Source organism: Sphingobium sp. Leaf26 (assembly GCF_001421665.1).
Taxonomy (GTDB): Bacteria; Pseudomonadota; Alphaproteobacteria; order Sphingomonadales; family Sphingomonadaceae; genus Sphingobium.
In genome coordinates, this window is the sequence record NZ_LMKV01000004.1 from 67,891 (window position 1) to 90,657 (window position 22,767).

At 64.0% G+C, this 22,767-nt stretch carries 16 protein-coding genes; 6 read left to right on the plus strand and 10 right to left on the minus strand.

What is annotated here, in order from left to right; genetic code table 11:
• Window positions 1–6: 6 nt before the first annotated feature.
• Window positions 7–2,769: a [protein-PII] uridylyltransferase gene (locus ASE85_RS06530; protein WP_056685488.1), complete on the minus strand. Its 2,763-nt coding sequence runs from the start codon at window positions 2,767–2,769 to the stop codon at window positions 7–9.
• 9 nt (window positions 2,770–2,778) lie between these two features.
• Window positions 2,779–5,448, minus strand: a complete 2,670-nt coding sequence (gene mutS, locus ASE85_RS06535) for a DNA mismatch repair protein MutS (protein ID WP_056685491.1) — start codon at window positions 5,446–5,448, stop codon at window positions 2,779–2,781.
• Window positions 5,449–5,586: 138 nt separating this feature from the next.
• On the opposite strand from mutS, the gene ASE85_RS06540 reads away from it, so the two are divergent.
• The 4 genes from ASE85_RS06540 (at window position 5,587) to ASE85_RS06555 (ending at window position 10,801) form a co-directional block, all read left to right on the plus strand.
• Entirely contained in the window at window positions 5,587–7,848 is a 2,262-nt protein-coding gene (locus ASE85_RS06540; protein ID WP_056685494.1) for an NADP-dependent malic enzyme, read from the plus strand.
• A gap of 112 nt (window positions 7,849–7,960) precedes the next feature.
• Window positions 7,961–8,455 carry a flavin reductase family protein gene (locus ASE85_RS06545; protein ID WP_056685497.1) on the plus strand — a complete coding sequence of 165 codons (495 nt, stop codon included), beginning with the start codon at window positions 7,961–7,963 and terminating at the stop codon, window positions 8,453–8,455.
• A 154-nt stretch (window positions 8,456–8,609) separates the two neighbouring features.
• Window positions 8,610–9,590, plus strand: coding sequence for a polysaccharide deacetylase family protein (locus tag ASE85_RS06550; RefSeq protein ID WP_056685501.1), 981 nt, complete (start codon window positions 8,610–8,612; stop codon window positions 9,588–9,590).
• Window positions 9,587–10,801 carry a carboxylate--amine ligase gene (locus ASE85_RS06555; RefSeq protein WP_056685504.1) on the plus strand — a complete coding sequence of 405 codons (1,215 nt, stop codon included), beginning with the start codon at window positions 9,587–9,589 and terminating at the stop codon, window positions 10,799–10,801. The genes ASE85_RS06550 and ASE85_RS06555 overlap by 4 nt, the downstream gene beginning before the upstream one ends.
• Here the strand turns inward: ASE85_RS06555 and ASE85_RS06560 are convergent.
• Together ASE85_RS06560 and ASE85_RS06565 are read right to left on the minus strand one after the other, a co-directional pair.
• A complete protein-coding gene (locus tag ASE85_RS06560; RefSeq protein WP_056685507.1) occupies window positions 10,770–11,321 on the minus strand; it encodes an arsenate reductase/protein-tyrosine-phosphatase family protein in 552 nt (183 codons plus the stop codon). The two genes, ASE85_RS06555 and ASE85_RS06560, sit on opposite strands and share 32 nt — an antisense overlap.
• Before the next feature lie 430 nt (window positions 11,322–11,751).
• The gene (locus ASE85_RS06565; RefSeq protein ID WP_056685510.1) at window positions 11,752–16,554 is read right to left on the minus strand and encodes a hypothetical protein; all 4,803 of its coding nucleotides are present in this window, start codon (window positions 16,552–16,554) and stop codon (window positions 11,752–11,754) included.
• A 318-nt stretch (window positions 16,555–16,872) separates the two neighbouring features.
• Between ASE85_RS06565 and ASE85_RS06570 the strand changes: the two genes are divergently transcribed.
• Both ASE85_RS06570 and ASE85_RS06575 read left to right on the plus strand, forming a co-directional pair.
• Window positions 16,873–18,243, plus strand: a complete 1,371-nt coding sequence (locus ASE85_RS06570; RefSeq protein ID WP_056685513.1) for an AAA family ATPase — start codon at window positions 16,873–16,875, stop codon at window positions 18,241–18,243.
• On the plus strand, window positions 18,240–19,010 hold the full coding sequence (locus ASE85_RS06575; RefSeq protein ID WP_056685515.1) for a hypothetical protein: 771 nt from the start codon (window positions 18,240–18,242) through the stop codon (window positions 19,008–19,010). The genes ASE85_RS06570 and ASE85_RS06575 overlap by 4 nt, the downstream gene beginning before the upstream one ends.
• Window positions 19,011–19,080: 70 nt before the next feature.
• Here the strand turns inward: ASE85_RS06575 and ASE85_RS06580 are convergent, their stop codons facing one another.
• The 6 genes from ASE85_RS06580 to ASE85_RS22875 form a co-directional block, all read right to left on the minus strand.
• A complete protein-coding gene (locus ASE85_RS06580) occupies window positions 19,081–19,920 on the minus strand; it encodes an aKG-HExxH-type peptide beta-hydroxylase (protein ID WP_056685518.1) in 840 nt (279 codons plus the stop codon).
• Window positions 19,917–20,498, minus strand: coding sequence for a cyclophane-containing peptide 2OG-Fe(II) oxygenase YhhC (gene yhhC, locus ASE85_RS06585; protein WP_056685521.1), 582 nt, complete (start codon window positions 20,496–20,498; stop codon window positions 19,917–19,919). Before yhhC ends, ASE85_RS06580 begins: the two co-directional genes overlap by 4 nt.
• Window positions 20,495–21,619, minus strand: coding sequence for a cyclophane-forming radical SAM/SPASM peptide maturase YhhB (yhhB, locus tag ASE85_RS06590; RefSeq protein WP_443018481.1), 1,125 nt, complete (start codon window positions 21,617–21,619; stop codon window positions 20,495–20,497). Before yhhB ends, yhhC begins: the two co-directional genes overlap by 4 nt.
• Before the next feature lie 13 nt (window positions 21,620–21,632).
• Window positions 21,633–21,833 (minus strand): YhhA family cyclophane-containing RiPP, encoded by a 201-nt coding sequence (yhhA, locus tag ASE85_RS24270; protein WP_327196609.1) that lies wholly within the window; start codon window positions 21,831–21,833, stop codon window positions 21,633–21,635.
• Between the two features lie 336 nt (window positions 21,834–22,169).
• Window positions 22,170–22,484 (minus strand): hypothetical protein, encoded by a 315-nt coding sequence (locus ASE85_RS06595; protein WP_056685528.1) that lies wholly within the window; start codon window positions 22,482–22,484, stop codon window positions 22,170–22,172.
• Window position 22,485: 1 nt separating this feature from the next.
• Window positions 22,486–22,740, minus strand: a complete 255-nt coding sequence (locus ASE85_RS22875; RefSeq protein WP_156358229.1) for a hypothetical protein — start codon at window positions 22,738–22,740, stop codon at window positions 22,486–22,488.
• Between the last annotated feature and the right edge of the window lie 27 nt (window positions 22,741–22,767).

Here is a 22,767-nt window from a genome sequence, read left to right on the forward strand (position 1 = left end):
GGCGCTTCACGCTCGCTCCAGCGCCTCGCCCACTTCACCGCCTGCCGCCTCCAGCAGGCGCCGTTCCAGCGTCTGCAACCGCGCCTTGCTCTCGATCTTTCCGCCCAGCAGGTCGGTGACGTAGAAAGTATCGACCGCCCGTTCGCCATAGGTGGCGACATGGGCGCTGTGCACCGTCACCTTCGACTGGAACAGCGCATTGGCGAGGCTGAACAGCAGCGCCGGCCGGTCGCGCGCATTGACTTCCACGACGGTAAAGCGGTTCGACGCCTTGTTGTCGATCAGCACATTGGGCTCGATGCGGAACGCCTCTGCGCGGGTGCGGGGCAGGGGGCGCGCGGCCAGCTTGGTGATCATCCGGTGCCGGTTGGACAAGGAATCCTCGATCGCGCCGCGAATCCGCCTGAGCTGGTCGTCGCTGTGGAACGCGCCGCCCAGCGGGTCCTGCACCAGGAAATTGTCGATCGCCACGCCGTCGCGGGTCGTGTGGATGCGCGCGTCGATGATGTTGCCGCCGGCCAGATGGATGGCGCCGGCGATGCGATAGAACAGCCCGGGATGGTCGGCGGCATAAACCGTCACCAGCGTCGCGCCGCGCTGCGGATAATATTGCGCCGCGATCGACAACTGCGCGTCGCCCGCCGCCAATATATGCTGGGCGTTGTGGAACAGGATATCGTCCGGCTCGGCGATCCAGTAGCTTTCGGGGAGCCGCTTGCCGAACGCGGCGAAGGTCGCCTCGTCCATGCCCAGCGCCGCGCGCAAAGCCGCCTGCTTCATCGCTACCCGCTCGCTACGCCCCTTCTGCTTGTGGCCCAGCCGCAGCACTTCCTCGGCCGCGTCATACAGGTCGCCCAGCAACTGCCGTTTCCAGCTATTCCATACGCCCGGTCCCACCGCGCGAATATCCACCACGGTCAGGCACAGCAGCAGCCGCAGCCGCTCCGGGCTCTGCACGACATCCACGAAGTCGAGGATCGTCTTGTAATCGGCCAGGTCACGCTTGAAGGCGGTGGCCGACATCAGCAGATGGTATCGCACCAGCCAGGCGACCGTCTCCGTCTCCGCCGGCGTCAGGCCAAGCCGCGGGCACAGATGCTCCGCCACCTCCGCGCCCAACAGGCTATGATCGCCGCCGCGTCCCTTGGCGATATCGTGCAGCAGCACCGCGACATAGAGCGCGCGGCGCGACAGCAATTTGCCCATCAGATCGCTCGCCAGCGGATGGTCCTGCCCCAGCTCGCCCTTCTCGATCCGCGACAGCAGGCCGACGGCGCGGATGGTATGCTCATCGACCGTATAATGATGATACATATCGAACTGCATCTGCGCGACGACGCGGCGGAAATCGGGCACGAACCGGCCGAACACCGTGGATTCGTTCATCCAGCGCAGCACCGTTTCGGGATCGCGCGGGCTGGTCAGCACATCCATGAAGGCGGCGTTGGCGCGGGCATCCTTGCGTATCCTGGCGGTGATCAGGCCCGCATCGCGGCTGGCGGCGCGCATCGCGCTGGGGTGAATCTGCAATTCATGCCGATCCGCCACGGCGAATATTTCCAGCAACCGCACCGGGTCCGCCTGAAAGAAATCGTCGCTCGGCAGCGCGATCCGCCCGCGCTCCAGCACGAACCCGTCCAGCTTCTTGGGCCGGCGGAAGATGGACGGGATATAGCGCCGCCCCTTTTCCGCCATCTGGTCGTCCAGATGGGCCAGGAACACGGCGGTCAAATCGCCCACCGTCTTCGCGTTCAGGAAATAATAGCGCATGAAGCGCTCGACCCCGGACCGTCCCGCGCGCCCGGTAAAGTGCATCCGCGTCGCGGTTTCGAGCTGGAGGTCGAAGGTCAGCCGATCCTCGGCCCGCCCGGTGATGGTGTGCAGGTGGCACCGTACCGCCCACAGGAAATCCTCGGCCTTCTGGAACTGGCGCAACTCGGCGTCCGTCAGCAGGCCGACATCGACCAGTTCGGCGACCGATCGCACCCGGTTCACATATTTGCCGATCCAGAACAGCGTATGCAGGTCGCGCAGCCCGCCCTTGCCTTCCTTCACGTTCGGCTCGACGACATAGCGGCTGTCGCCCATCCGCTTGTGCCGCTCGTCGCGCTCGACCAGCTTTTCGGTCACGAAGGCGCGGGCATTGCCCTGCATCACTTCGGCATCGAAGCGGACCGATGTCTCCTCATAGAGCGCCCGGTCGCCCCAGACATAGCGCGCCTCCAGCAGCGCGGTGCGGATCGTCAGGTCGCTCTTGGCCATCCGCATCGTCTCATCGACGGATCGACTGCTATGTCCGATCTTCAGCCCCAGGTCCCACAGCGAATAGAGCATGGATTCGATCACCTGCTCGGTCCAGCCGGTTGGCTTCCAGGGCGTGATGAAGCCGATATCGACGTCGCTGTGCGGCGCCATCTCGCCCCGGCCATAGCCGCCCACGGCGATCAGCGCGATCCGCTCGCCGGTGCTGCGATTGCCGGCGGGATAAAGGTGGTGCGTCGTCGCATCGTAGAGCAGCCGCAAAATCTGGTCGATCAGGAAGGCGAAGGCCGTCACCGATTCCCGCCCGCGCGTCGGCTTGGCGCTCAGCCGGCGAGCGACTTCGGCCCGGCCCTCGTCCAGCGCCGCCTTCAATTCCTTCACGATTGCGCCGCGCAGGCGCATGGCGTCGCCCCGATGCTCTTGCGCCAGGGCGTTGATCGTGTCGGAAATGGCGCGCCGGTCGATGATCGCACGCCGCGATCCCAGCGCTGGATACTGTATGCCCATATGGTTTCTCTAGTCGGACCGCCGCTCAGCGGCCAGTTGTTTCAGCCGATATATGTGATCGAGCGCCTCACGCGGGGACAGGGCGTCGGCGTCGATCGCCGCGATCGCCGCGAGCAGCGGATCGACTTTCTCCTCCTCGATCGCCGCCACCGCCGCGAACAGCGGCAGGTCGTCCAGCCCCGCCGCGATCCCGCCGGTCTTCGCCTTGCCCGCCTCCAGCCGCGCCAGCACATCCTTCGCGCGCTTCAGCACCGCCGGCGGCAGCCCTGCCAGCCGCGCCACCGCCAGACCATAGCTGCGATCCGCCGGCCCCTGCGCCAGTTCGTGCAGCAGGATGAGGTCGCCCTTCCACTCGCGCGCCCGGACATGGTGCAGCGAGAGCGACGACAGCGTCTCGGCCAGCCGCGTCAGTTCATGATAGTGCGTCGCGAACAGGCAGCGGCAGCGATTGACCTCATGCACCGCCTCGACCACCGCCCATGCCAGCGCCAGCCCGTCATAGGTGGACGTCCCGCGCCCCACTTCGTCCAGGATGACGAAGCTGCGTTCGGTCGCCTGCGCCAGAATCGCCGCCGTCTCGACCATCTCCACCATGAAGGTCGATCGCCCCCTGGCCAGGTTGTCCGAAGCGCCGACCCGGCTGAACAGCCGGTCCACCAGCGTCATCGTCGCCGCCTGTGCCGGCACATAGCCGCCCGCCTGCGCCAATATGACGATCAGCGCATTCTGCCGCAGGAAAGTCGACTTGCCGCCCATGTTCGGACCTGTGACCAGCCACAGCCGGTCGCCCTCGTTCAACCGGCAATCATTGGCGACGAAGGGCTGGCCGTCCTTGCGCAGCGCATCTTCGACCACCGGATGCCGCCCACCGATGATGTCGAGACATTGTCCCGCCCCATCGTCCGCCCCATTCGCACTGACGAAATGCGGCCGTTGCCAGCCGCCCTCGGCCGCGCGTTCGGCCAAAGAAGCCGCCACGTCCAGCCGCGCCAGCGCATCGGCGGCGCGGGCGATGTCGGCCTTGCGGTCCAGCACCGCGCCGATCAGTTCCTCCAGATGCGCGGCTTCCGCCACCAGTGCATGCGCGCCGGCCTGCGCCACGCGCCCCGCTTCCTCATGCAGGTCGATCGAATTGAACCGCACCACCCCGGCCAGCGTCTGGCGATGGGTAAAGCCGCTGTCGGGCTGCATCAACTGGTCGGCGGCGCGGGCCGGCACCTCGACATGATAGCCCAGCACGCCATTATGCCGGATCTTGAGCGCGGCTATGCCGGTCTGCGCGCGATATTTGGCCTCCAGCGACGCGATGGCGCGGCGGCCGTCGCTGCTCAGCCGCCGCAATTCGTCCAGCGCCGGATCATAGCCATCGGCAATATAGCCACCACCAGCCGTCTCGGTCGGCGGCGCCGGCACCAGCGCGCGCGCCAGCGCATCGACCAGTGCGCCATGGCCGTCCAGCGCCGGCAGCAACTGCACCAGCATCTGCGGCGCATCGGCGATCCGACCCAACCGCTCGCGCAATAGTCGCGCCTCGCCCAGCCCATCGCGCAACTGGCCCAGGTCGCGCGGGCTGCCACGCCCCACCGCCACGCGCCCCAATGCCCGCCCGATGTCCGGCAACGCCCGCAGCGCGCCGCGCAACTGGTCGCGCAACGTCGCATCGTCATGAAACAGCGTGACCAGCCCCAGCCGCGCCTCGATCATGGCCAGGTCCATCAGCGGCGCCGACAGATCCTGTCCCAGCAGCCGCGCGCCCGCGCCCGTCACCGTCCGGTCGATCGCGCCCAGCAGGCTGCCCGCGCGTGTACCTGCCGTAGTCGATACGATCTCCAGACTTTCGCGCGTCGCCGCGTCGATCGCGACATGCCCGCCGCTGGTCTTGCGCAGCGGCGGGGCCAGGAAGGGCAGGGTGCCCTTGCCGGCGTGATCCAGATAGGCGATCAACCCACCCATCGCCCCCAGCTCGGCGCGTCCGAACTGGCCAAATCCGTCCAGCGTCGCCACGCCGAACAGGCGTTTGAGCGCATCCTCGGCCCGGCTGCTGGAAAAGGCAGCCTTGTCGAACAAGTGCATGTCCGCCACCTCGATGCCCGATCCTTCGGCCACCACCACTTCGCTCGGCCGCAACCGAGCCAGTTCGGCGGGCAGGTCGCCCATCGCGCAGGTCATCGTCTCGAACCGGCCGGTGGAGATGTCGGCGGCGGCAATGCCGATCTCGCCCGATCCGTCTCCACCCACCTGCGCCAGCGCGACCAGCATATTGTCGCGCCGGCTGTCGAGCAATGTCTCCTCGGTCAGCGTGCCGGCGGTCACGTACCGTACGATCGCCCGCGCCACGAGCGTCTTGCCCCCGCGCGCCTTGGCCTGCGCCGGCGTCTCGGTCTGTTCGGCGATGGCGACGCGATGCCCGCCCTTGATGAGCCGCGCCAGATAGCCTTCGGCGCTATGCACCGGTACGCCGCACATCGGGATCGGCGCGCCGCCATGTTCACCCCGGCTGGTCAGCGCGATATCCAGCGTCGCCGCCGCCATTTTCGCGTCGTCGAAGAACAGCTCGAAAAAGTCGCCCATACGATAGAAGAGCAGACAGTCCTGCGCTTCGGCCTTGAGCGTCAGATATTGCGCCATCATCGGCGTCGGGGCGGCGGCAAAAGCTGGAATGTCGGTCGAAGAAGCCATGGGGCAGGGCGATAGCCTGAACCTTGGGTTGAAACCAGCGCTTCCCGGAAGGGCAGGAAAATTGCGCGTCTCGCACTTGCCCACAGGATAATCTTACCGCTAGGGCCGGCTTATTGTTCCATTATATGGGTGGCCGCTATGTCCGACAGATCGAATGTGGAATTTTCCGAGCGCGAGGCGCTGTTCTTCCACTCGACCGGCCGTCCCGGCAAGATCGAGATCATCGCGTCCAAGCCGATGGCGACGCAGCGCGACCTCAGCCTCGCTTATTCCCCCGGCGTCGCCGTCCCGGTGCGCGCCATCGCCGCCGACCCCGCGACCGCCTATGATTATACGGCCAAGGGCAATCTGGTTGCGGTCATCTCCAACGGCACGGCGATCCTGGGCCTCGGCAATCTCGGCGCGCTCGCGTCCAAGCCGGTGATGGAGGGCAAGGCGGTGCTGTTCAAGCGCTTCGCCGACGTCGACAGCATCGACATCGAACTCAAGACCGAAGATGTCGATCGCTTCATCGACGCGGTCGAACTGATGGAGCCGACCTTCGGCGGCATCAACCTTGAAGATATCAAGGCGCCCGAATGTTTCATCATCGAACAGACGCTGAAGGAACGGATGAACATCCCGGTCTTTCATGACGACCAGCATGGCACGGCGATCATCGCGGCGGCGGGCGTCATCAACGCGGCGCTGCTCACCGGCCGCGACATGAAGGATATGAAGGTGGTGGTGAACGGCGCGGGCGCCGCCTCCATCAGTTGCACCGAACTGATCAAGGCGCTCGGTGTCCCCCATGACCATGTCATCATGTGCGACAGCAAGGGCGTCATCTATCAGGGCCGCACCGAGGGCATGAACCAGTGGAAGTCGGCCCATGCGGTCAGGACCGACGCCCGGACCCTCACCGAAGCGGTCAAGGGCGCCGACGTGTTCCTCGGCCTCTCGGTCGCCGGCGCCATGTCGCAGGACATGGTGAAGTCGATGGCCCCCAATCCCATCATCTTCGCCATGGCCAATCCCGACCCGGAAATCCTGCCGCCCGACGCCCATGCCGTCCGCCCCGACGCCATCGTCGCCACCGGCCGCTCCGACTTCCCCAATCAGGTCAACAATGTCCTGGGCTTCCCCTTCATCTTCCGTGGCGCGCTCGATGTGCGGGCGACCGGCATCAACGACGCGATGAAACTGGCCGCCGCCCATGCCATCGCCGAACTGGCGCGCGAACAGGTACCGGAGGAAGTCGCCAAGGCCTATGGCCGCGCGCACAGCTTCGGCCCCGAATATATCATCCCCGCGCCCTTCGACCCGCGCCTGATGGAAGTCGTGCCCGCCGCCGTCGCGCAGGCCGCGATGGAAACCGGCGTCGCGCAAAAGCCGATCGAGGATATGGCCGCCTATCGCCAGTCTTTGAAAGCCCGCCTCAACCCGACCACGTCGGTCCTCACCAGCGCCTATGAAATCGCCAAGGCCAATCCCAAGCGCGTCGTCTTCGCCGAAGCGGAGGAGGAAGTGGTGCTGCGCGCCGCCATCCAGTTCCGCGAGCTGGGCTATGGCATCCCGGTGCTGGTCGGCCGCGACGATGTCATGGAAAAGCTCAAGGCACTGGGCGTGCGCGATCCTGAAAGTTTCGAACTGCACAACAGCGTCAACTCGCCGCTGGTGCCCGACATGGTCGACCTGCTCTATGCCCGCCTGCAACGGCGCGGTTACCTGCGCCGTGATTGCGAGCGCATGGTCAATCGCGATCGCCACATCTTCGGTACGCTGCTGGTCAAGATGGGCGTGGCCGATGCGATGATCACCGGCATGACCCGTCCCTATGGCCAGACGCTGCGCGAAGTGAAGCGGGTGATGGACCCGGCGCCGGGCCGCACCCCCTTCGGCATCCATGTCATGGTGACCAAGGACAAGACCGTGTTCCTGGCCGACACCACCGTGCATGAACGCCCCTCGGCCATCGAACTGGCCGATATTGCGGAGGGCACCGTCGCCGTCGCCCGCCGCATGGGCCATGACCCGCGCGTCGCCTTCCTCTCCTACTCCAATTTCGGCAACCCGCCCGGCGCCTTCCTGGACAATGTCCGCGACGCCGTGAAGTTGCTCGACGAACGGGCCGTCGATTTCGAATATGAAGGCGAAATGACGCCGGACGCCGCGCTCAACCCCACCGTCATGAAAAGCTACCCGTTCAGCCGCCTGTCCGGCCCGGCCAATGTGCTGGTCATGCCCGGCCTGCAATCGGCCAATATCTCGGCCAAGCTGCTGCGCGAACTGGGCGGCACGACGACGATCGGCCCGCTGCTGGTCGGCATGGAAAAATCGGTCCAGATCGCCACCATGTCCTCCAACGCCTCCGAACTGCTCACGCTGGCGGTTCTGGCGGCCGGCGGCGTCGCGCTCTGATCGGTTCCGGGCCATCGACTGAGATTTTCTCGTCGGTGGCCCGCGCTTTATCATTTGCTTGGGGGCCATTCTGCGCGAGAGGGGGAGGCATGAACCGTCTCGGGAGCAAGGCATGAGCGTGGCCAGTTTCGACAATGCGACCTTTCGCCGGGTGCTGGGCCATTACCCCACCGGCGTCTGCATCGTGACCGCGGTGGAGGCGGACGGCATGCCGGTCGGCATGGTCGTCGGCTCCTTCACCTCGGTCTCGCTCGATCCGCCGCTGGTCGCTTTCTTCCCGGCCAAAAGTTCGGGAAGCTGGCCGCGCATCCAGGCGGTCGGCAAATTCTGCGTCAATGTGCTCGCCAGCGACCAGTTGCCGCTCTGCCGCCAGGTCGCCGGTCCCGGCCCGGACAAGTTCGCCGGCCTGTCCCACCGCGTGTCGGCCAATGGCTCGCCGATCCTGGACGATGTCGTCGCCTGGATCGACTGCACGCTCGACGCCGTGCATGAAGCGGGCGACCATTATATCGCGCTCGGCCGCGTGATCGCGCTGGAAGTCGATCGTCCGGGCAGCCCCCTGCTGTTCTTCCAGGGCAATTACGGGGAATTTGCGCTGTTGCAATGAAGGGTTCGCGGCGGGGGCGTCGTCTTCAGGAGATAGCAAGGTTCAGGGGCGCATATTTCGGTAGAAATTCCTATCGGACATGCGGGGGAAACATTACCCCTCCTTAACGCAGACCATCTATCGCCTGATCGTTGCCCCCGGACCGGACCCCTGCATGACCGCGTTGCTGATCACCGTCGATACCGAACTCTCCGCTTCGCTGCACCAGCGGGGGATGAGTCTCGTCGACAATGTCGACCGGTCGATCTGGGCGCGCACGCGGGCCGGCGCCTTCGGCATCGGCTGGCAGATGGACCTGCTCGACCGCCACGGTCTCAAGGGTGTCTTCTTTCTCGATCCCATGCCGGCGCTGGTCCACGGCGCGGATTTCCTGGCCCCCATCGTCGGCGCCATCGTCGCGCGCGGGCATGAAGTGCAGATGCACATCCACACCGAATGGCTCGCCTGGGCGAAGGATTCGCCGGTCGGCGACCGGCAGGGGCATAGTATCGGCGATTTCTCGCTGGACGATCAGATCATCCTGCTCGGCCATGCCAGGCGCCTGCTGGAACAGGCCGGCGCCCCCGCCATCACCGCCTTTCGCGCCGGCAATTTCGGCGCCAATGACGATACGCTGCGCGCGCTCGCGACCCTGGGCGTCATATGGGACAGCAGCGTCAATCCCGCCTATCTCGGCCATGGATGCGGCATATCTGCCGATCGGGCGCAGATCGGCGCGACCCGTGCGCATGGCGTCGCCGAACTGCCGGTATCGGGCATAGAGGACCGGCCCGGCGGTTTCCGCCCGGCCCAGATCTGCGCCATGTCCGCCGCCGAAATGCGCGCGGGCCTGCGCCATGCGGTGCGCGATGGCCATGACGCCTTCAATGTCGTCACCCATAGTTTCGAAATGCTCTCGCGCGATCGTCAGCGGCCCAATAGCGCCGTCATCGCCCGGTTCGAAGCCTTGTGCCGGGAAGCGGCCCGCCTGCCCGGTGTCCGGGGCGCGGGCTTCAACGATCTGTCCACCGACCTTGCCGACCGACCGGCCCGTCCGCTCAGTCGCGCCGCGCCCAGCCGCCTGCGCACCGGGATGCGCCTCGCTGCACAGGCTTGGGCGACCTGGCGTTACGAACATCGGCTGGTGCCTGCGTGACGGCGCTGCCCGGCGCGATCGTCCTGGGTCTGGAAAACGCCATCGGCCTTGCGGTCGTGCGCGATCTGGGCCGGCATGGCGTGTCCGTGCACGGCATCGCGCGCGATTCGCACTCGATCGTCACCGCCTCGCGCTATTGCACGGGCTGGACCCAGCGCCCGGCCGGCCCGATCGCCGACTGGCTGCCCGGTCTGATCGTCCGCACCGGCGCCCGCGCCGTGCTGGCCATTTCCGAAACCGACCTGCTGCAACTGGCCGCGTTGCCGCCGATGATCGGCCCCTGCCACATCCTTGTCCCCCGACCCGATCGGCTCGACCGGGTGCTGGACAAGATGCAGACGATCGAGGCGGCTTCGGCGGCCGGCCTGCGCGTGCCCCAGACATGGCAGCCGCTGGGTCATGAGGATTTCGCCGCCCGCGCCGCGCAGATGCGCTATCCGCTGGTCGCCAAATGGGCCAATCCGCCCGAAATCATGGCCTTGCTCGAACAGGCGGGCCTCGAATGGATCAAGACCGACTATATTCGTGACGCGGACCAGTTGCTCGCCCTGCTGGCCCGCTACGCGCCGATCGGCCGCTGGCCGCTGATCCAGCAATATTGTCGCGGCGTGGGCCTGGGCCAGATGCTCTACATGGCCGATGGGCAGGCCACCCTGCGCTTCCAGCATCGTCGCCTGCACGAATGGCCGCCCGAAGGCGGGGTTTCCACCCTTTGCCGCGCCGAGCCTGTCGACGCCCATGGCCCGCAAATGGCGCTGTCGGAAAAGCTGCTGCGCGCGCTCGACTGGGAAGGCCAGGCGATGGTCGAATATCGCTATGACCCCGCCAGTGGCCATTATTGGCTGATGGAGGTGAACGGCCGTTTCTGGGGCAGCCTGCCGCTGGCGCTCCATTGCGGCGCGACCTTCGCGTGGGAGGCCTATCGCCGCGCCGTGCTGGGCCAGACCGATCCCGCCCCCACGCCGCGCGACGATCTGCGCGCCCGCTATATGGTGCCGGAAACCAAGCGGCTGGCCCGCATCCTCTTCGCCTCCCGCCGGATCGGCGATCCCTTCTTCCGCCGTCGCCCGCTCCGCGATCTGGCCGGCTATCTGCTGGCCTTTTTCGATCCGCGCGCGCGCTATTATGTGTTCAGCCGCTCGGACCTGAAACCCTGGCTGCGCGATCTGGCGCAGATGGTCAGGAAAGCCGTGCGCCGGGAAAAGCCCTGACCAGAGCCGGGACTGCGCGGTCGATTCGCGTCAGGCAGGTCGCCATATAGCGATCGTCCAGGCGATATGGGTCATGCAGATGCGGCAGCATCGGTCGGGTCCAGCGCCCCAGCAGCATGCGCGGCAGGTCTTTCAGGCGCGGATCGGCGGCCAGCCGGTGCAGCTGCCGCACCTCCATCGCCAGCAGCAGGTCGCCCTCCTGCGGCTCATAATCCTGCATGTCGATCGCCCGGTGCGCCGACAGGTCATGGCCCAGCGCCTGCGCCGCCAATATCGCGGGCGGATGCGCGCCGCGCCCGCTGGTGGTGGACAGGCCGAAGGACGCGACGTTCAGCCCCGCCCGCCGCGCCGCCACATCGGCAAAGGCACTGCGGCAGATATTGCCCTGACACACAAACACCAGTCGCCGCACCTGCGCCGCATCGGGCGCCGGCGCAGCCGATCGGCCCAGCAGCATTTGGGGATAGGATAGAGCGAGCCGAACCAGCCCACGAAAGGTACCGAAGCGGGACTTGATCATCGCACGGAACCTGAAGGAAAAAATGGCGGAGACGGAGGACTTAGAAAGTTCACACCTAAGAATTTGATATTAAAATCAATTCATTATGCCAAATGGTTGCTTCCCACACTCTATACCACAATCATCCAGTTTCCATAAGTGTCCACCGATGTCCGGGCACATTGACGGGATATATTTTGGTTGTCCAGTCCAGAAAATTGGGCATCCTAGTTATCTCCAAGCCTCACATTGAAATCACAGCTTCGGTTGGAACTGTCAGCTTTGGCTTGCGGGTTCGCAGTTATCGCATTGGTGCGAAAAAAGGCCTTGGTCAGATCACATTTCGCTAACTACGGAATGTGAGGTTTGGAGCATAGGTTCTGGGATAGCTGCTAGTTCGCAAGGTCGCCTGTCGACCAAAAGCTGCCGCAGGATTTGCCTGAGATGGAGTCTAATCTCGCCGTGTAGCAAACGCTGCCACCATTTCTCTTGCTGCGGTCGATCCGGCGTCCGCCAGGATGGCGAGGACCGCGCGCCCACTGGCGCGTACATCATTACTCGCATCGGAAAGAGGCTTGAGCAGGACGGCCGCCTTGTTTCCTAACCCGTTATACGACCAAAAGCTCTCATCGGGGCCGTGGAGCTGGGTCCAGTGCGCCAGCCACGGCAGGAACCAGCGTGCGCGCTGGTCAGGATTCATGCGCTCGACGATCTGGATAACGGAATAGGCGCCGGCCGGCAGATGCGCCGTCGCGCGCACCCAGCGGTCGACCGCGCCGAGCACATCCTCCAGATGGGGCCAGTCCGGTGGCAATGGCGTATAATAGGGCCCGACGAAGCCCGCCGCCCCGGCCCCACGCGACAGCTGATCGTACCGGCCGCGACGCTTTGGAATTGCGTGCTCTAGCATCCAGTCCGCGGCAGGCTGCCAGCTCGACCAGAAGCCGGGGTCAGGCCGCTCGCTGCTTTCCACCAGCGACGTCGTCGCACCGTCGAGATACTCGCCCACCAGATCCTCGGGCCGATCGCGTCGGGAAAATCCAAGCAGCGCCTTCCATTCATCCCCGCCGCCATGGGAAACCGCGAACCGGCCCAGTTCCTTGGCGAGCCCATGACCCCATTCATATGGAAATTGGCGATCGTGCCGATCGGTGTCCTCTGAATAGGCCCGCGTCCAATCGACAAGCTTAGTCAGATAGGCCGAAAACAGCGCATGGTGCTTGCCGCCATCGGTGAGGCGGACCCAATCGAGACCCTTGGTCAGAGCCAGCGCCCTACGCCAACTGAGGACGCGTTTCGCCGGCATGTGGAGCCGTTGCAGCGGGCGCGGCCATTTGCCGGTCCAGACCCACCTCCAGCTATCGGGAGCGGGAGGCAGCAGCGGCGCGCGAACCGGGTAAGAACCGAGCGCCCAGCGCATTACACGTCTGCGTTTCCGGGTATTTTGGCGCTTGGCCTCGCCGCGCTGCCGGTCGCCGCGCCACCACCAGCCGATGTTGACGACGCAGGTATCGAGCGCCGCGATGTACAGTGCCCGGACGAAATCGGGTCGCAATGACCATTGCAGCCCTTTAAGCGCGCCTTGGGCAATCGCGTTCACGCGGTGTAGCGCGAGGACGGTGACCTGAGCGTCGAGGGTGGCGCTGGCAGGTCCTCGGCTCGCTAGGCTCGCCAGGCCCCAGGCGGCTAGAACCTGGAAGTCGTCGAACAATAGCGCGTAGTCGTCGACATCTTCGCGCTCGCCACCCGATGCTCCGAGCATAAGCCAGTGCTCGATCCATGCGCGATGGGTGGCCAGTTCTGCTTCGCTCAAATGCCTCGCGGCGACCGCCGCCGTGCCGACGATGGCGGCGCCGCCAAGCCTCCGCGCTAGGTCCAGATGAGAATTGCCAGTATCATCGAGCGCTGCTGCGAGTTGGGTCGCGCGCTCGATCGCTTCGGCAATGGTTATAGTTTGCGAGAGACTTCGCTGTTCGCGGGTAGCGCGGATCCAGTTCGCAAGCGCCGCGGCTTCGCCGAGTAAGCGGTTGGCCATGCCCATCGCTTCCATCTCGGGCAGCGCTTCCTCAGGCGGCGAGATGCTGACCTTCACACCTTGCTCGGCCTCTTCGAAGACGAGCTGCGCGGGATCCCCGTCCGATCGGTATCGTTCGATTTGCGCGGTCCGTTTCGCGACAAGCGCCTGGTTATCCAACTCGTCCTCGAAGCTGGCGAGATCATCGGCGGTCCACGCGAGCCGCGCGCCATCGAAGCGCTGCCGCACCTCGCCGCCGGCCATTAGTCGGAATGGCAGGAGTAGCGCATGGTGGAGCGGACTCCGCTTCATGTGGCGCTGATGATTGCGCTCGTTCGCCTGAAAATGAATGTTCTCCGCCGAGAATACCCCGATCCGGTGCGCTCCGCCTTGATCGTCGATGTGCCGGTGGACGTCATATTCCCAAAGGCGAGGCACCGCGAGGAAGGGGCCTGCGGAATCGATCGCGGCCGCTGTGTTTACCTGCTCACCTATGATCGCAATCAAGGGCGCCGCGGTGGCGACAAGACCCTGGTCTTGCAGCACCAGATCGATCAGTTCGGCAACGGGGCGGCCAGCCTCGGTTTCGCGACCAAGCCAATCGTCGAGCGCGAGATAGACTGATCCCAATATGTTCGATCCGAGAATCCCGCGTGACCAGCGATAGACCGGATCATCGCCCCACAGCGTGACCTTGCGATGGCTAAAGTCGATGACAAGGGGCTGTGGTCGCCTCCTGTCGTAGCATTTGGAACGCCAGCGCCAATGCACGCTCGCGCGCCGCTCGAGCGCATGAAACAGGCGAAGCGCCTGTGCCGAATCCGCTTCGAACAATTGATCAAGGCCGGCCCGCAAAGCCGAGGAGGGGGACATTCCCTGGTCGCTGCCTAGACCGGCTCGATCATAATCATGCCATTGGAACAGCTCCCTACCGAACGGGCCATCGCGGCGCGCGCGGCGCCGGCGGGGGAGAAACTGGCGCAGGCAAAGGTCGGTCCATATCTGCGGGAGCTTTGCCGGTACCCTGCCGTGCGACTCGATGATGTCCGTTCGCGGGCGTCCGAGACCCTTTCCGGTCGTGAGGCGCTGCAGATATGCCCCGACCGTCGAGGGCGAGGATTCCACGCATGCGACGAGCACCTCGCGGAGGCGGTCTTCGACCTTCTCCCAGCCGCGATAGTGTTCAAGTTTTACCCCGAACGGCTCCCGGCGATCGTCAAACTTCTCAACGTAGCAGGCGTCCTCGATCTCGATCAGCCACTCGCGTACGATCTTGGCGAGGCTTTCGGAGAAGCTATTGGGGATGTTTGCCGTGGCCCTCGCGAATACCACCGCGACCTCGGAGAGCCGCGGCACCAGCTTTCCTGGCCATTCCCGCCAATGCGGCAGCGACCACCTTAGGAACGAAACCCAGCTCGGGTAGTGAGGCTGCCGCCAATAGGCCGCCATGGTGTAGCGCGTCTCTTCATCGCGGTCCGCGAGCAGAGCAAACATCCGTTCGTCGAGGCGCGTTTCGAAGACGATCAGTGTGTCGAGCACGCGCAACAACAGGCTGGCCTGGTCGGAGAGGAGGTTTACGGACAAGCGTGCCAATATCTCGTCAGAGCGTTCCGAATAGAGTGGCGCGGCGAGCACCGCGCGAGCCCAAGCCGGGTCCAGCCCTTCTGCGGCGTCGAGTTTGGCGAGCAATTCCCTCCATCCCGCGACGTCGCCCTGCTCCAGCAGCAGCTGGGCGCTCAACCTGACGGCGCGGAGCCACCAGAGCGGTTGATCGGCGGCGGCAAGGATTGCCGGGAGTTCGCTGCGCCGGGCGTTGAGGTGCCGGGCGAGCAGCCAGTCCTCGTGCACGTCATAGACCAGGCGAAACGCGTCGCGGTTCGGGAGCTGAAGGACCGTGCCTTCGTCGATTAGCGCCTGCAGCCCGTCCGGATCGATTTCGGATCGGCCGGGGGGCCGGGCTGGTGCCGAAACGATCGCCGCTCCGATCTCGGCCAGCGCCCTGCTTCGCCGCGCCTCTCCAGACGCCCAAGCGTCGGCGATGTCGAGCTCGGTCCAGGTCTCAACCGGCGGTGTACCCCGTTTAAGCAGCTCCCGGATCAGGAACAGCGAACGGTTCTGGCGGCCCAGGTCGCGACGGGCAAGGAGCGATGTAAAGCTCGGAAACGCTTTGGCCAACAGCGCCGTGTCTTCGTCGGTGATGCCCTCGACGGCGACCGAGATTCCGGCCTCGTTGATGCCGGCCTCCCGGAGCGCGTCCGCCACAAGGTCCCGGTCCTGGTAGGACCGGGCGCTGGTGACGATCCGCCAACGGCTCGGGTCGGCAGATCCGGCAATTGCACGGAAGAGATCCAGAACGACTCCGCGGCCAGCTGACATGAGCAAGCGGTCGGCGCCATCGACCACACACAGTGCCTCGCCTCCGCTGCTGGCCAGACCGAGTAGTTCCGCCGGGTCGCTATCGATGCCAAGTTGCGAAAGGTGCTGGACGAGGCTTGTTGCGGAGACGCGATTGTCCTTGAGCACGATGCGCGGCCCGTCGAATGTCTGCGCGAGACGTTTCAAGATTGCGGACTTGCCTGTCCCCCCGTCCCCCGTCAGCCGGATCACGCGGTCCTTGGCAAAGGCGTCGCTCGCTCTTCTCCAGCTTTCGGGCCGCTCGATGGTGATTTGGGTCGGGCCATGGCGTAGCGTGTCGTCAATGCTGGCCAGCGCCGCGTCGCCAGCCGCGGCGACCCGCGACATGTCATTTTGTGCCGTCGGGGCGTGCTCGGGGTAGAATTGCCGAGTGACGGCTTCGTGCTGCGCGATCAGCGCCAGCAGCGATCCCCATCCCAGGACTTCCACCGGGAACCGCCCGACCGCCACCCGCGCCGTGCTTGTCTTTCGCGCGTGTTCCTGAAGTTTGGCGTCGTCAGGCGCGGTGGTGACGAAAATCCAACGGGACAGATCCGGCTGAAATTCGCCAGCCTTAACAAGCTCCGCATCGAACTCAGCCTTGGTGGCTTTGGATCCGTATCCGAGATCCTTGCCCTTGCACTGAACTCCAACCCAACTGCCGGGCTGATCCAAAAGTTCGACAAACACGTCAACACCATGCTGAGGCTGCCCCCGGCGACCGTTTTTCGAAGCTAGAGGGTTTTTGAAGACCGCTGCAAATAGGGCGCGGCAGAGGTCTTCGAACGTCTCCCAATTGCGCGGGGGGGCGATTTGCTTGTCTAGAAAATCCACCACATCGCCCACCCGTTAAGGCTAACTTCCTCACATCGGCGCACAGCTTAGTCCAGTATATTTTCTGCGAGCCACGATTTGCGAACAGTGACCGCGTTAGGCCAAATCGAGGGCTCTAAAGGGCGCTTCGGTCTCCTGTCCGATTGCGGGCCCTATACGATATCCGCCCGCGCGGGCGTGAAAAGCCGCCGCAGGCGGTCGAAGGACCAGTTTGGATGCCTGCTATCTGCCCAAACGGGCGTAGAATGTTGGCAGCACTGCCGCTGGCCGCAAAATCACTGCACTTCGCAATGGTTTTCTGGTTAGAGGGGTGAAGCAGGAGAGTTCGAGATGAGCGTGCCAATCGATCAACCAGACTCGCTCCATTTCCTTGCTTTGGAGCTGGAGAACGTACGGGCTTTCGCGGGAAGGCAGCGACTCGACTTGGCGGACGAGTCCGGCAAGCCCAACCGCTGGTGTCTGATCTTGGGCGAGAACGGCGTTGGCAAGACGACGCTACTCCAGGCGCTTGCGGTGCTACGCCCGGTTCCAGCGATGGCGTCGGGTCATGGGGGTGAAGGTACAGACGACGGAGTACCGACAATGTCGGAGCCAGAACTCGCCGGCAGGCAGAACGCCGAGGTGGAGCGCTTCGTGCGACGTTACGCTTCCGGCGCAGCCATGGCCGCCACACTCCAAGACCCTGCTGGCAAGAGTTTCGCCATGTCTGTACGGATGAGCATTGAGGCTGGGGTCTTAAAGGATTTTTCTTTCCCAAAGGCGCGTTACGCGCTTCACTCCGAAGGCCCCCTCGTGCTCAGCTACGGAGCGGCGCGGCACATCGGCCACGGAAACAAAGGAACCGTGTCGGAACGCGAGATGTCTTCAGCACTCTTCGCCGATGCCGTAGATCTCTATGACGCGGAGGAGTTGCTCGAGGAGTTGGAGCACGCGGCCGCGAAGGGTCCGAGTGAGCTCCGCACGCGCGATAGGGCAAGGCTCCGGGCGGTCTACAAGGCGATCGCCAGCCTTCTCGAAGGCTTAAAGCCGAGCGACATCGAGTTCCGGGGACCTCGCGTGCCGGGTCGTACGCCTGCGCAGTGCGGAGTGCATGTCAAAACACCGTCGGGTGTCGTGCCGCTCGCGGACTTGAGCCTTGGATACCAAGCGATGTTCGCCTGGACGGTCGACTTGGCCTACCGCCTGCTGGAGGCCTACCCTGCCAGCACGGCCCCCATGAAGGAGGCGGCCATCGTGCTTGTGGATGAGATCGATCTCCATCTTCATCCCAGATGGCAGCGGGATCTCAGGCGTCACATGCTCCAGCACTTCCCCAAGATTCAGTTCATTGCCACAACGCATAGCCCGATAACGGCTCAGGACGCGATTGCGGAGGGGGGGACGGTAGCAGTGGTTCGCTGGTGTGATGGTGCCGCCGAGGTACTCAACAATCCCCTTCCGCGGGAGCAGTGGCGGATCGATCAGCTGGTTACGAGCGAACTCTTCGGCTTCAGTGCCCCTCGTCCTCGCGGTGCGGAGGCAAAGCTCGAACGACGGGTGGAAATCATCCGCAAGAAGCGCATGACAAGACGTGAAAAGGAGGAGCTCGCGGAACTTGACGAGTTCGTGGCTGGACTGCCGACGGAGCGCAGCGCGGGCGAAGCGAATTTCGAGCGCCTTATGATGGATTATGCCCGCGACTTCCCCGGGGGGGCCGCTTGATCCGGGTAGAGAAGGGAGCGCCGCCGCGCAATCTGGCGAAGCGTGCTTCTGCCGGGCATGCGATACACGCGGCGCAGTATCTGGCCGACGGGGCCGACTATCGGAGCGGAAAGAAGTCGTTCAAGCCTGACAGCACTATATACGGCGCGAAGGCAGTGAAGACGAAGTTGAGGCAAGCACATAGCGGCAAGTGTGTGTATTGCGAAGAGAAGTTGGACAAGAGAACCACACATGGTCATGTCGAACATTTCAGACCCATCGCCTTCTCAAAGGCGAGCGCCGGGACGGTGGAGATTCGGCCCGGATACTACTGGCTAGCCTACGCATGGGAGAACTTCCTGTGGAGCTGCCACTATTGTAACTCGACTCGGAAGGGTAATCTCTTCCCGCTAGCGGACGAGATGGTGCGGGCGCGCCTTCCAAGTGACGATCTTGCGCTGGAGGAACCAATGCTGGTTAAGCCCGACAAGGAGGATCCGTCCCTCCATATCGGTTGGTATAAAGAGGTACCGATGGGCCTCACCGAGAGAGGTCGCATCACTATCGAGGTGCTCGGTCTGGATCTTCCGGTGCACGAGACTCGACTCAGCCACTATAGACGCCTGGAGCAGGCGCATGCGATCGTGTCCGATCTGACGGGTAGCCCTGATGCGAACGCCCATAGGCATGTCGTGAGCTTTCGGGCGTTCCTCCTAGGCTGCTGCACGGCGGACCAACCGTTCAGCGCGATGGCGACGGCCTTCCTCCGAGACAACCCGCTGCCCTGAATCGGCGTGAACCCTCCCGACCGCTGGTTTCGTCCTACTCTGCGGCGAAGCGTCGAAATCCGCAGCGGCGCTAGTCGGACAGGGCCTTGGCAAGGGTGCGGCCATCGTCCGTCAGATCGGTGCTCGACCACAGAAGGGCAAGTTCTGCGCATTCCTCATCGATTTCCGTGATCCGACGTCGCGCATGAGCTTCGTCGGATTGGTGCAGCCCTTCGGCCATGCAGGTGCGAAGCCAATCCTGAATGACGCGAAAGACGTAAAGGCCGTGGAGCAGGCCCTGCGTCGGTCGCGGACGCCGCTGCCAAGGTGAGTGAGCCTGATGGTGGGCACCGCGTACGAGCTGGACCTCGTTCTCAATGAGGCTGAGTTGCAGGTGCATGGTCTCGTGCAGGAGGCTTTCGGCGAGACGGAAGGCGGGCGTTGATCCGATGGGATGGTGCAGGCCCAAGAACACGGAGAAGGGCACGGCGGGATCGCTGTGGCTCACGTCGTACGCGATGTCGTCCACGGCGAGGACGGAGATCGACCAGACTAGCGCGCGGACCGCTTCACCTGCCTGCGGTGCTTGATCTACGTACGCCATGGCCTCGGCGAGGAGCGACGCTGCCGCATGGGGCGGGGGCGGTGGACCTTCCTGCAGGTCCACCATCCGGTATCGCTCGCGGGCTTGGGCGTCGAAGCGCTCCAGTAGAAGGGGGCGACGCCAGCTCCCTACGTGCAGTATAACCCCGTCGCGCGGCGCGTCGGCTCGGCCCTGCAGCACTCGGCACGTCCCGTAGCTGCTTCGATCGATGCCGATGGAGGCGAGGTCAGCCCAGCTGGCATTGGCCAACTGCTGCGCAAGACCGGCGTGCCAACGGTCGTGCGGCATGTGGAGAACCGCGCGTATGCGCTCGGGGAGATTGGTCAACCGGTCTTCCGGAAAGTATAGACGATGGTGTCGCGCGCGCCCGTCCGCACCGTTGAAACGGCATGATACGACTGCTGGGAAATCTCGAAGGCGAAGGCGCTGCGGTGGGACGGCATGACGACGTCGGTGAGGGAAGCGCTATCGTCGCCGGCGAAGAGCATCAGCAGGCCTCCCTGCTCCGCCCGCCATCCCCTGTTCACCTGCAGGAGGAGCCGGTGCGTCTCTTCTTCACCGATTTCGTCGTTGTGTACCTTGATTGTCTGTCCTTCGACCAAGCGATGGACGGTTACGTCGACCAGCGCTAAGCTGGGTGCGGCGAACCGCCGGGAGAGTTCGGACCCGACCGCCTTCACGAAGGGCCCCGAGGTGAAGGCGCCGAGAATACCCGGCCCCGGCCGGTCGGACAGCGAGAACTCGTGCTGTTCGTAGAAATCGGCGATGCGCAGCTTCCAGGGAGCTTCTTCGTCCAGCCAGTCCAGCATGGCGTCCGCAAGTTCCCGATCGATCACGTCCTGGGAGCGGAAGTTGGGGAAGGGATCGCTCCGGTTCACCGTGCGTGAGAAGTCGGGCAGGATCATGCGACCGCCCTCATCGACAGCGTCTGCCGCATGTGGTCGATCAGACGTCGCTGATCCGCGCAGAATACGCTGGGGTTATCCAAGCCGTTCCTAGCACTCCAGCGGTGCGTAGGCATCCCACCACCACAGACACGTAGGTCCGGACAGGATAGGCAAACGGGCGACGAAGGCTTCTGGGACCTGTGATATTTCTTGAACGCTTCCGAAGCGACGATCTCGAGCAGGTCGTCGTGGACGGTCCAGATCTCCTTGAAGCGATCGCCCCCACCGGCCGACTTCAGAGTGTCGTTCTTGGTTATTGTGCCGTCTGTCTCCACCACCAGGATCCCGTAGTCCTCGTCGCCCACTCCCTCCTTCACGGACCTGCCGCCAAGCAGCAGTCTGAGCATGTCGTCGAGCAGTCGGATTCGTATCGGCGAAGGATCGGCGAGATACTCGTCGAGCAGTGCAGTCATCCAGTCCCCGTACTCCGTGGAAAGGAGGCTCGTCTTGCCCACCGGCAGCAGGTCGTGGTTACCGTCCCGGTATAGGAAATCGACGCTTCTGGCACCGACGGCCTTGAAAAATGCGTAGACCTCGGCTGGGTTGGCTTCGAGATCGACAACCGAAAGAAGACCGGAGAGCAGCGCGTTTCCCTGAGGATGCTCCAGCACGCGCGCGATCGACGCGACTACCTTGTCATGGGACCTTCTGCCTCGCAGATCAGGTCTGTGACGATCATGGACGTCGGCGGGGCCGTCTATGCTTATGCTGATGCCGACGTCGTACTTCGCGCAGACGTCGATCACCTCGTGGGAGAGCAGCAGGCCGTTCGTCTGAACGTGCAGTCCGTGGGGCGGCGGCAGTTGGCTGCGAATCGCTGAGCACGCCGCCTCAAACCGTTGGGCTCCGACGAGCAAAGGTTCTCCGCCATGGAAGACCACACTCAGCGGGTCGGACTGGGCTCCGCCGAGACGTGCCAGGCCACGGGCCAGTGCGTCGAGCGTTTCCGACGACATCAGCTTGGGCTGCGCGCGCCAGGCTTGGTCGCCCATGCGGTAGACGTAGCAGTAGTCGCAGTCGAGATTGCACCGGCTCGCCAATTTGACGAGGACAGTGTCGATGGGGATCAAGCTGTCCACCTCGTGCGGAATGTCAGCGATTGTGCCGGTTGTGAGTGCGGTTGTAGGCGGTGGGCGAACTCACCGCGTCGTTGCGGACCTCCTCCATCAACCGTGCGAGAGCCGCGCTGTCGAGGCTCAGAAAGGTAGTCTCGGCATGCTGTATAGGTTCGGGTATTGGAGAGGCCTTCATACGGTCCTGCCTTCTATGATGCGGATTACGAGCTCTTAGCATAAGTGAAACTGTCTGCGAAATCCCCTTTCGGGACTGCGGGGTGCAAGCCTGCGTCGCCGTCCGGCAATGGCGAGTCGATCATTTCTGCATGGAACATAGTTATCCTGAAGTAGTCGATGATAAATTTAGGTTAATTATATGGCTCGTTATCAGCTTTGTTGAGAATGTATGATATTCGCAAGGCTAGATTGGGCTATTCCCGTGCGAATTCCAATGTGAATCTGTACGATAACTGTCGATGTTTCGCGTGACCGCTTCCCTATGCGTGGGAAATGGCATAGTCATGACGCTTAGCTCGTCGCTTATGGTGCTGCGGGCGGGAGCGCGGCGTGCCTGTCAGGTTTCGGTAATGGGGCCGCGTATGGTCATACTTGGCATTACGGGCACAAAGCCGGAGATTTTCCGGATTTCAGAATAGCGCTCGCGATCGGTGATAATCACTTCAGGAATATAGCGCAGCGGCGGATTGTGGGCATTGTAGCCAAGTATCGTCGCCCCCTCGGCCAGCGCCGACCAACGCAGCTGGACTTCGGTCGCCGACGATCCGCGCACCGAAACGTAGAAGGCGTTAGTCCCAGCTTCAAGGTCTTCGGCCGCGATATCATTCCAGACGTCTAGGCCGCCTCGCCCTGGGCCAAAGGGCGCGCCCATCTCAACGCCGGTACGAGATTGTTAGGTATCGGAACCGCAAAGTGACGCCCGGATTACGGGTCGCATGCCCCCAGAAATGGGTGATCGCATCGATTACGGACCCGGTGCGAAGCGTGACGTTGCCCGAACCGGCGGTATCCTTGACCTGCTCGGTCAGCACCGCCTCACCATCGATCCGGTCGAAATCTTTGGCCCCTTCAAGATAAAGCTCTTCCGTGTCGCCGAGATCTAGCCAGACTAAGGCGCTGCGCAGCACTTGGTAAATATATCCGCGCAGGGCATC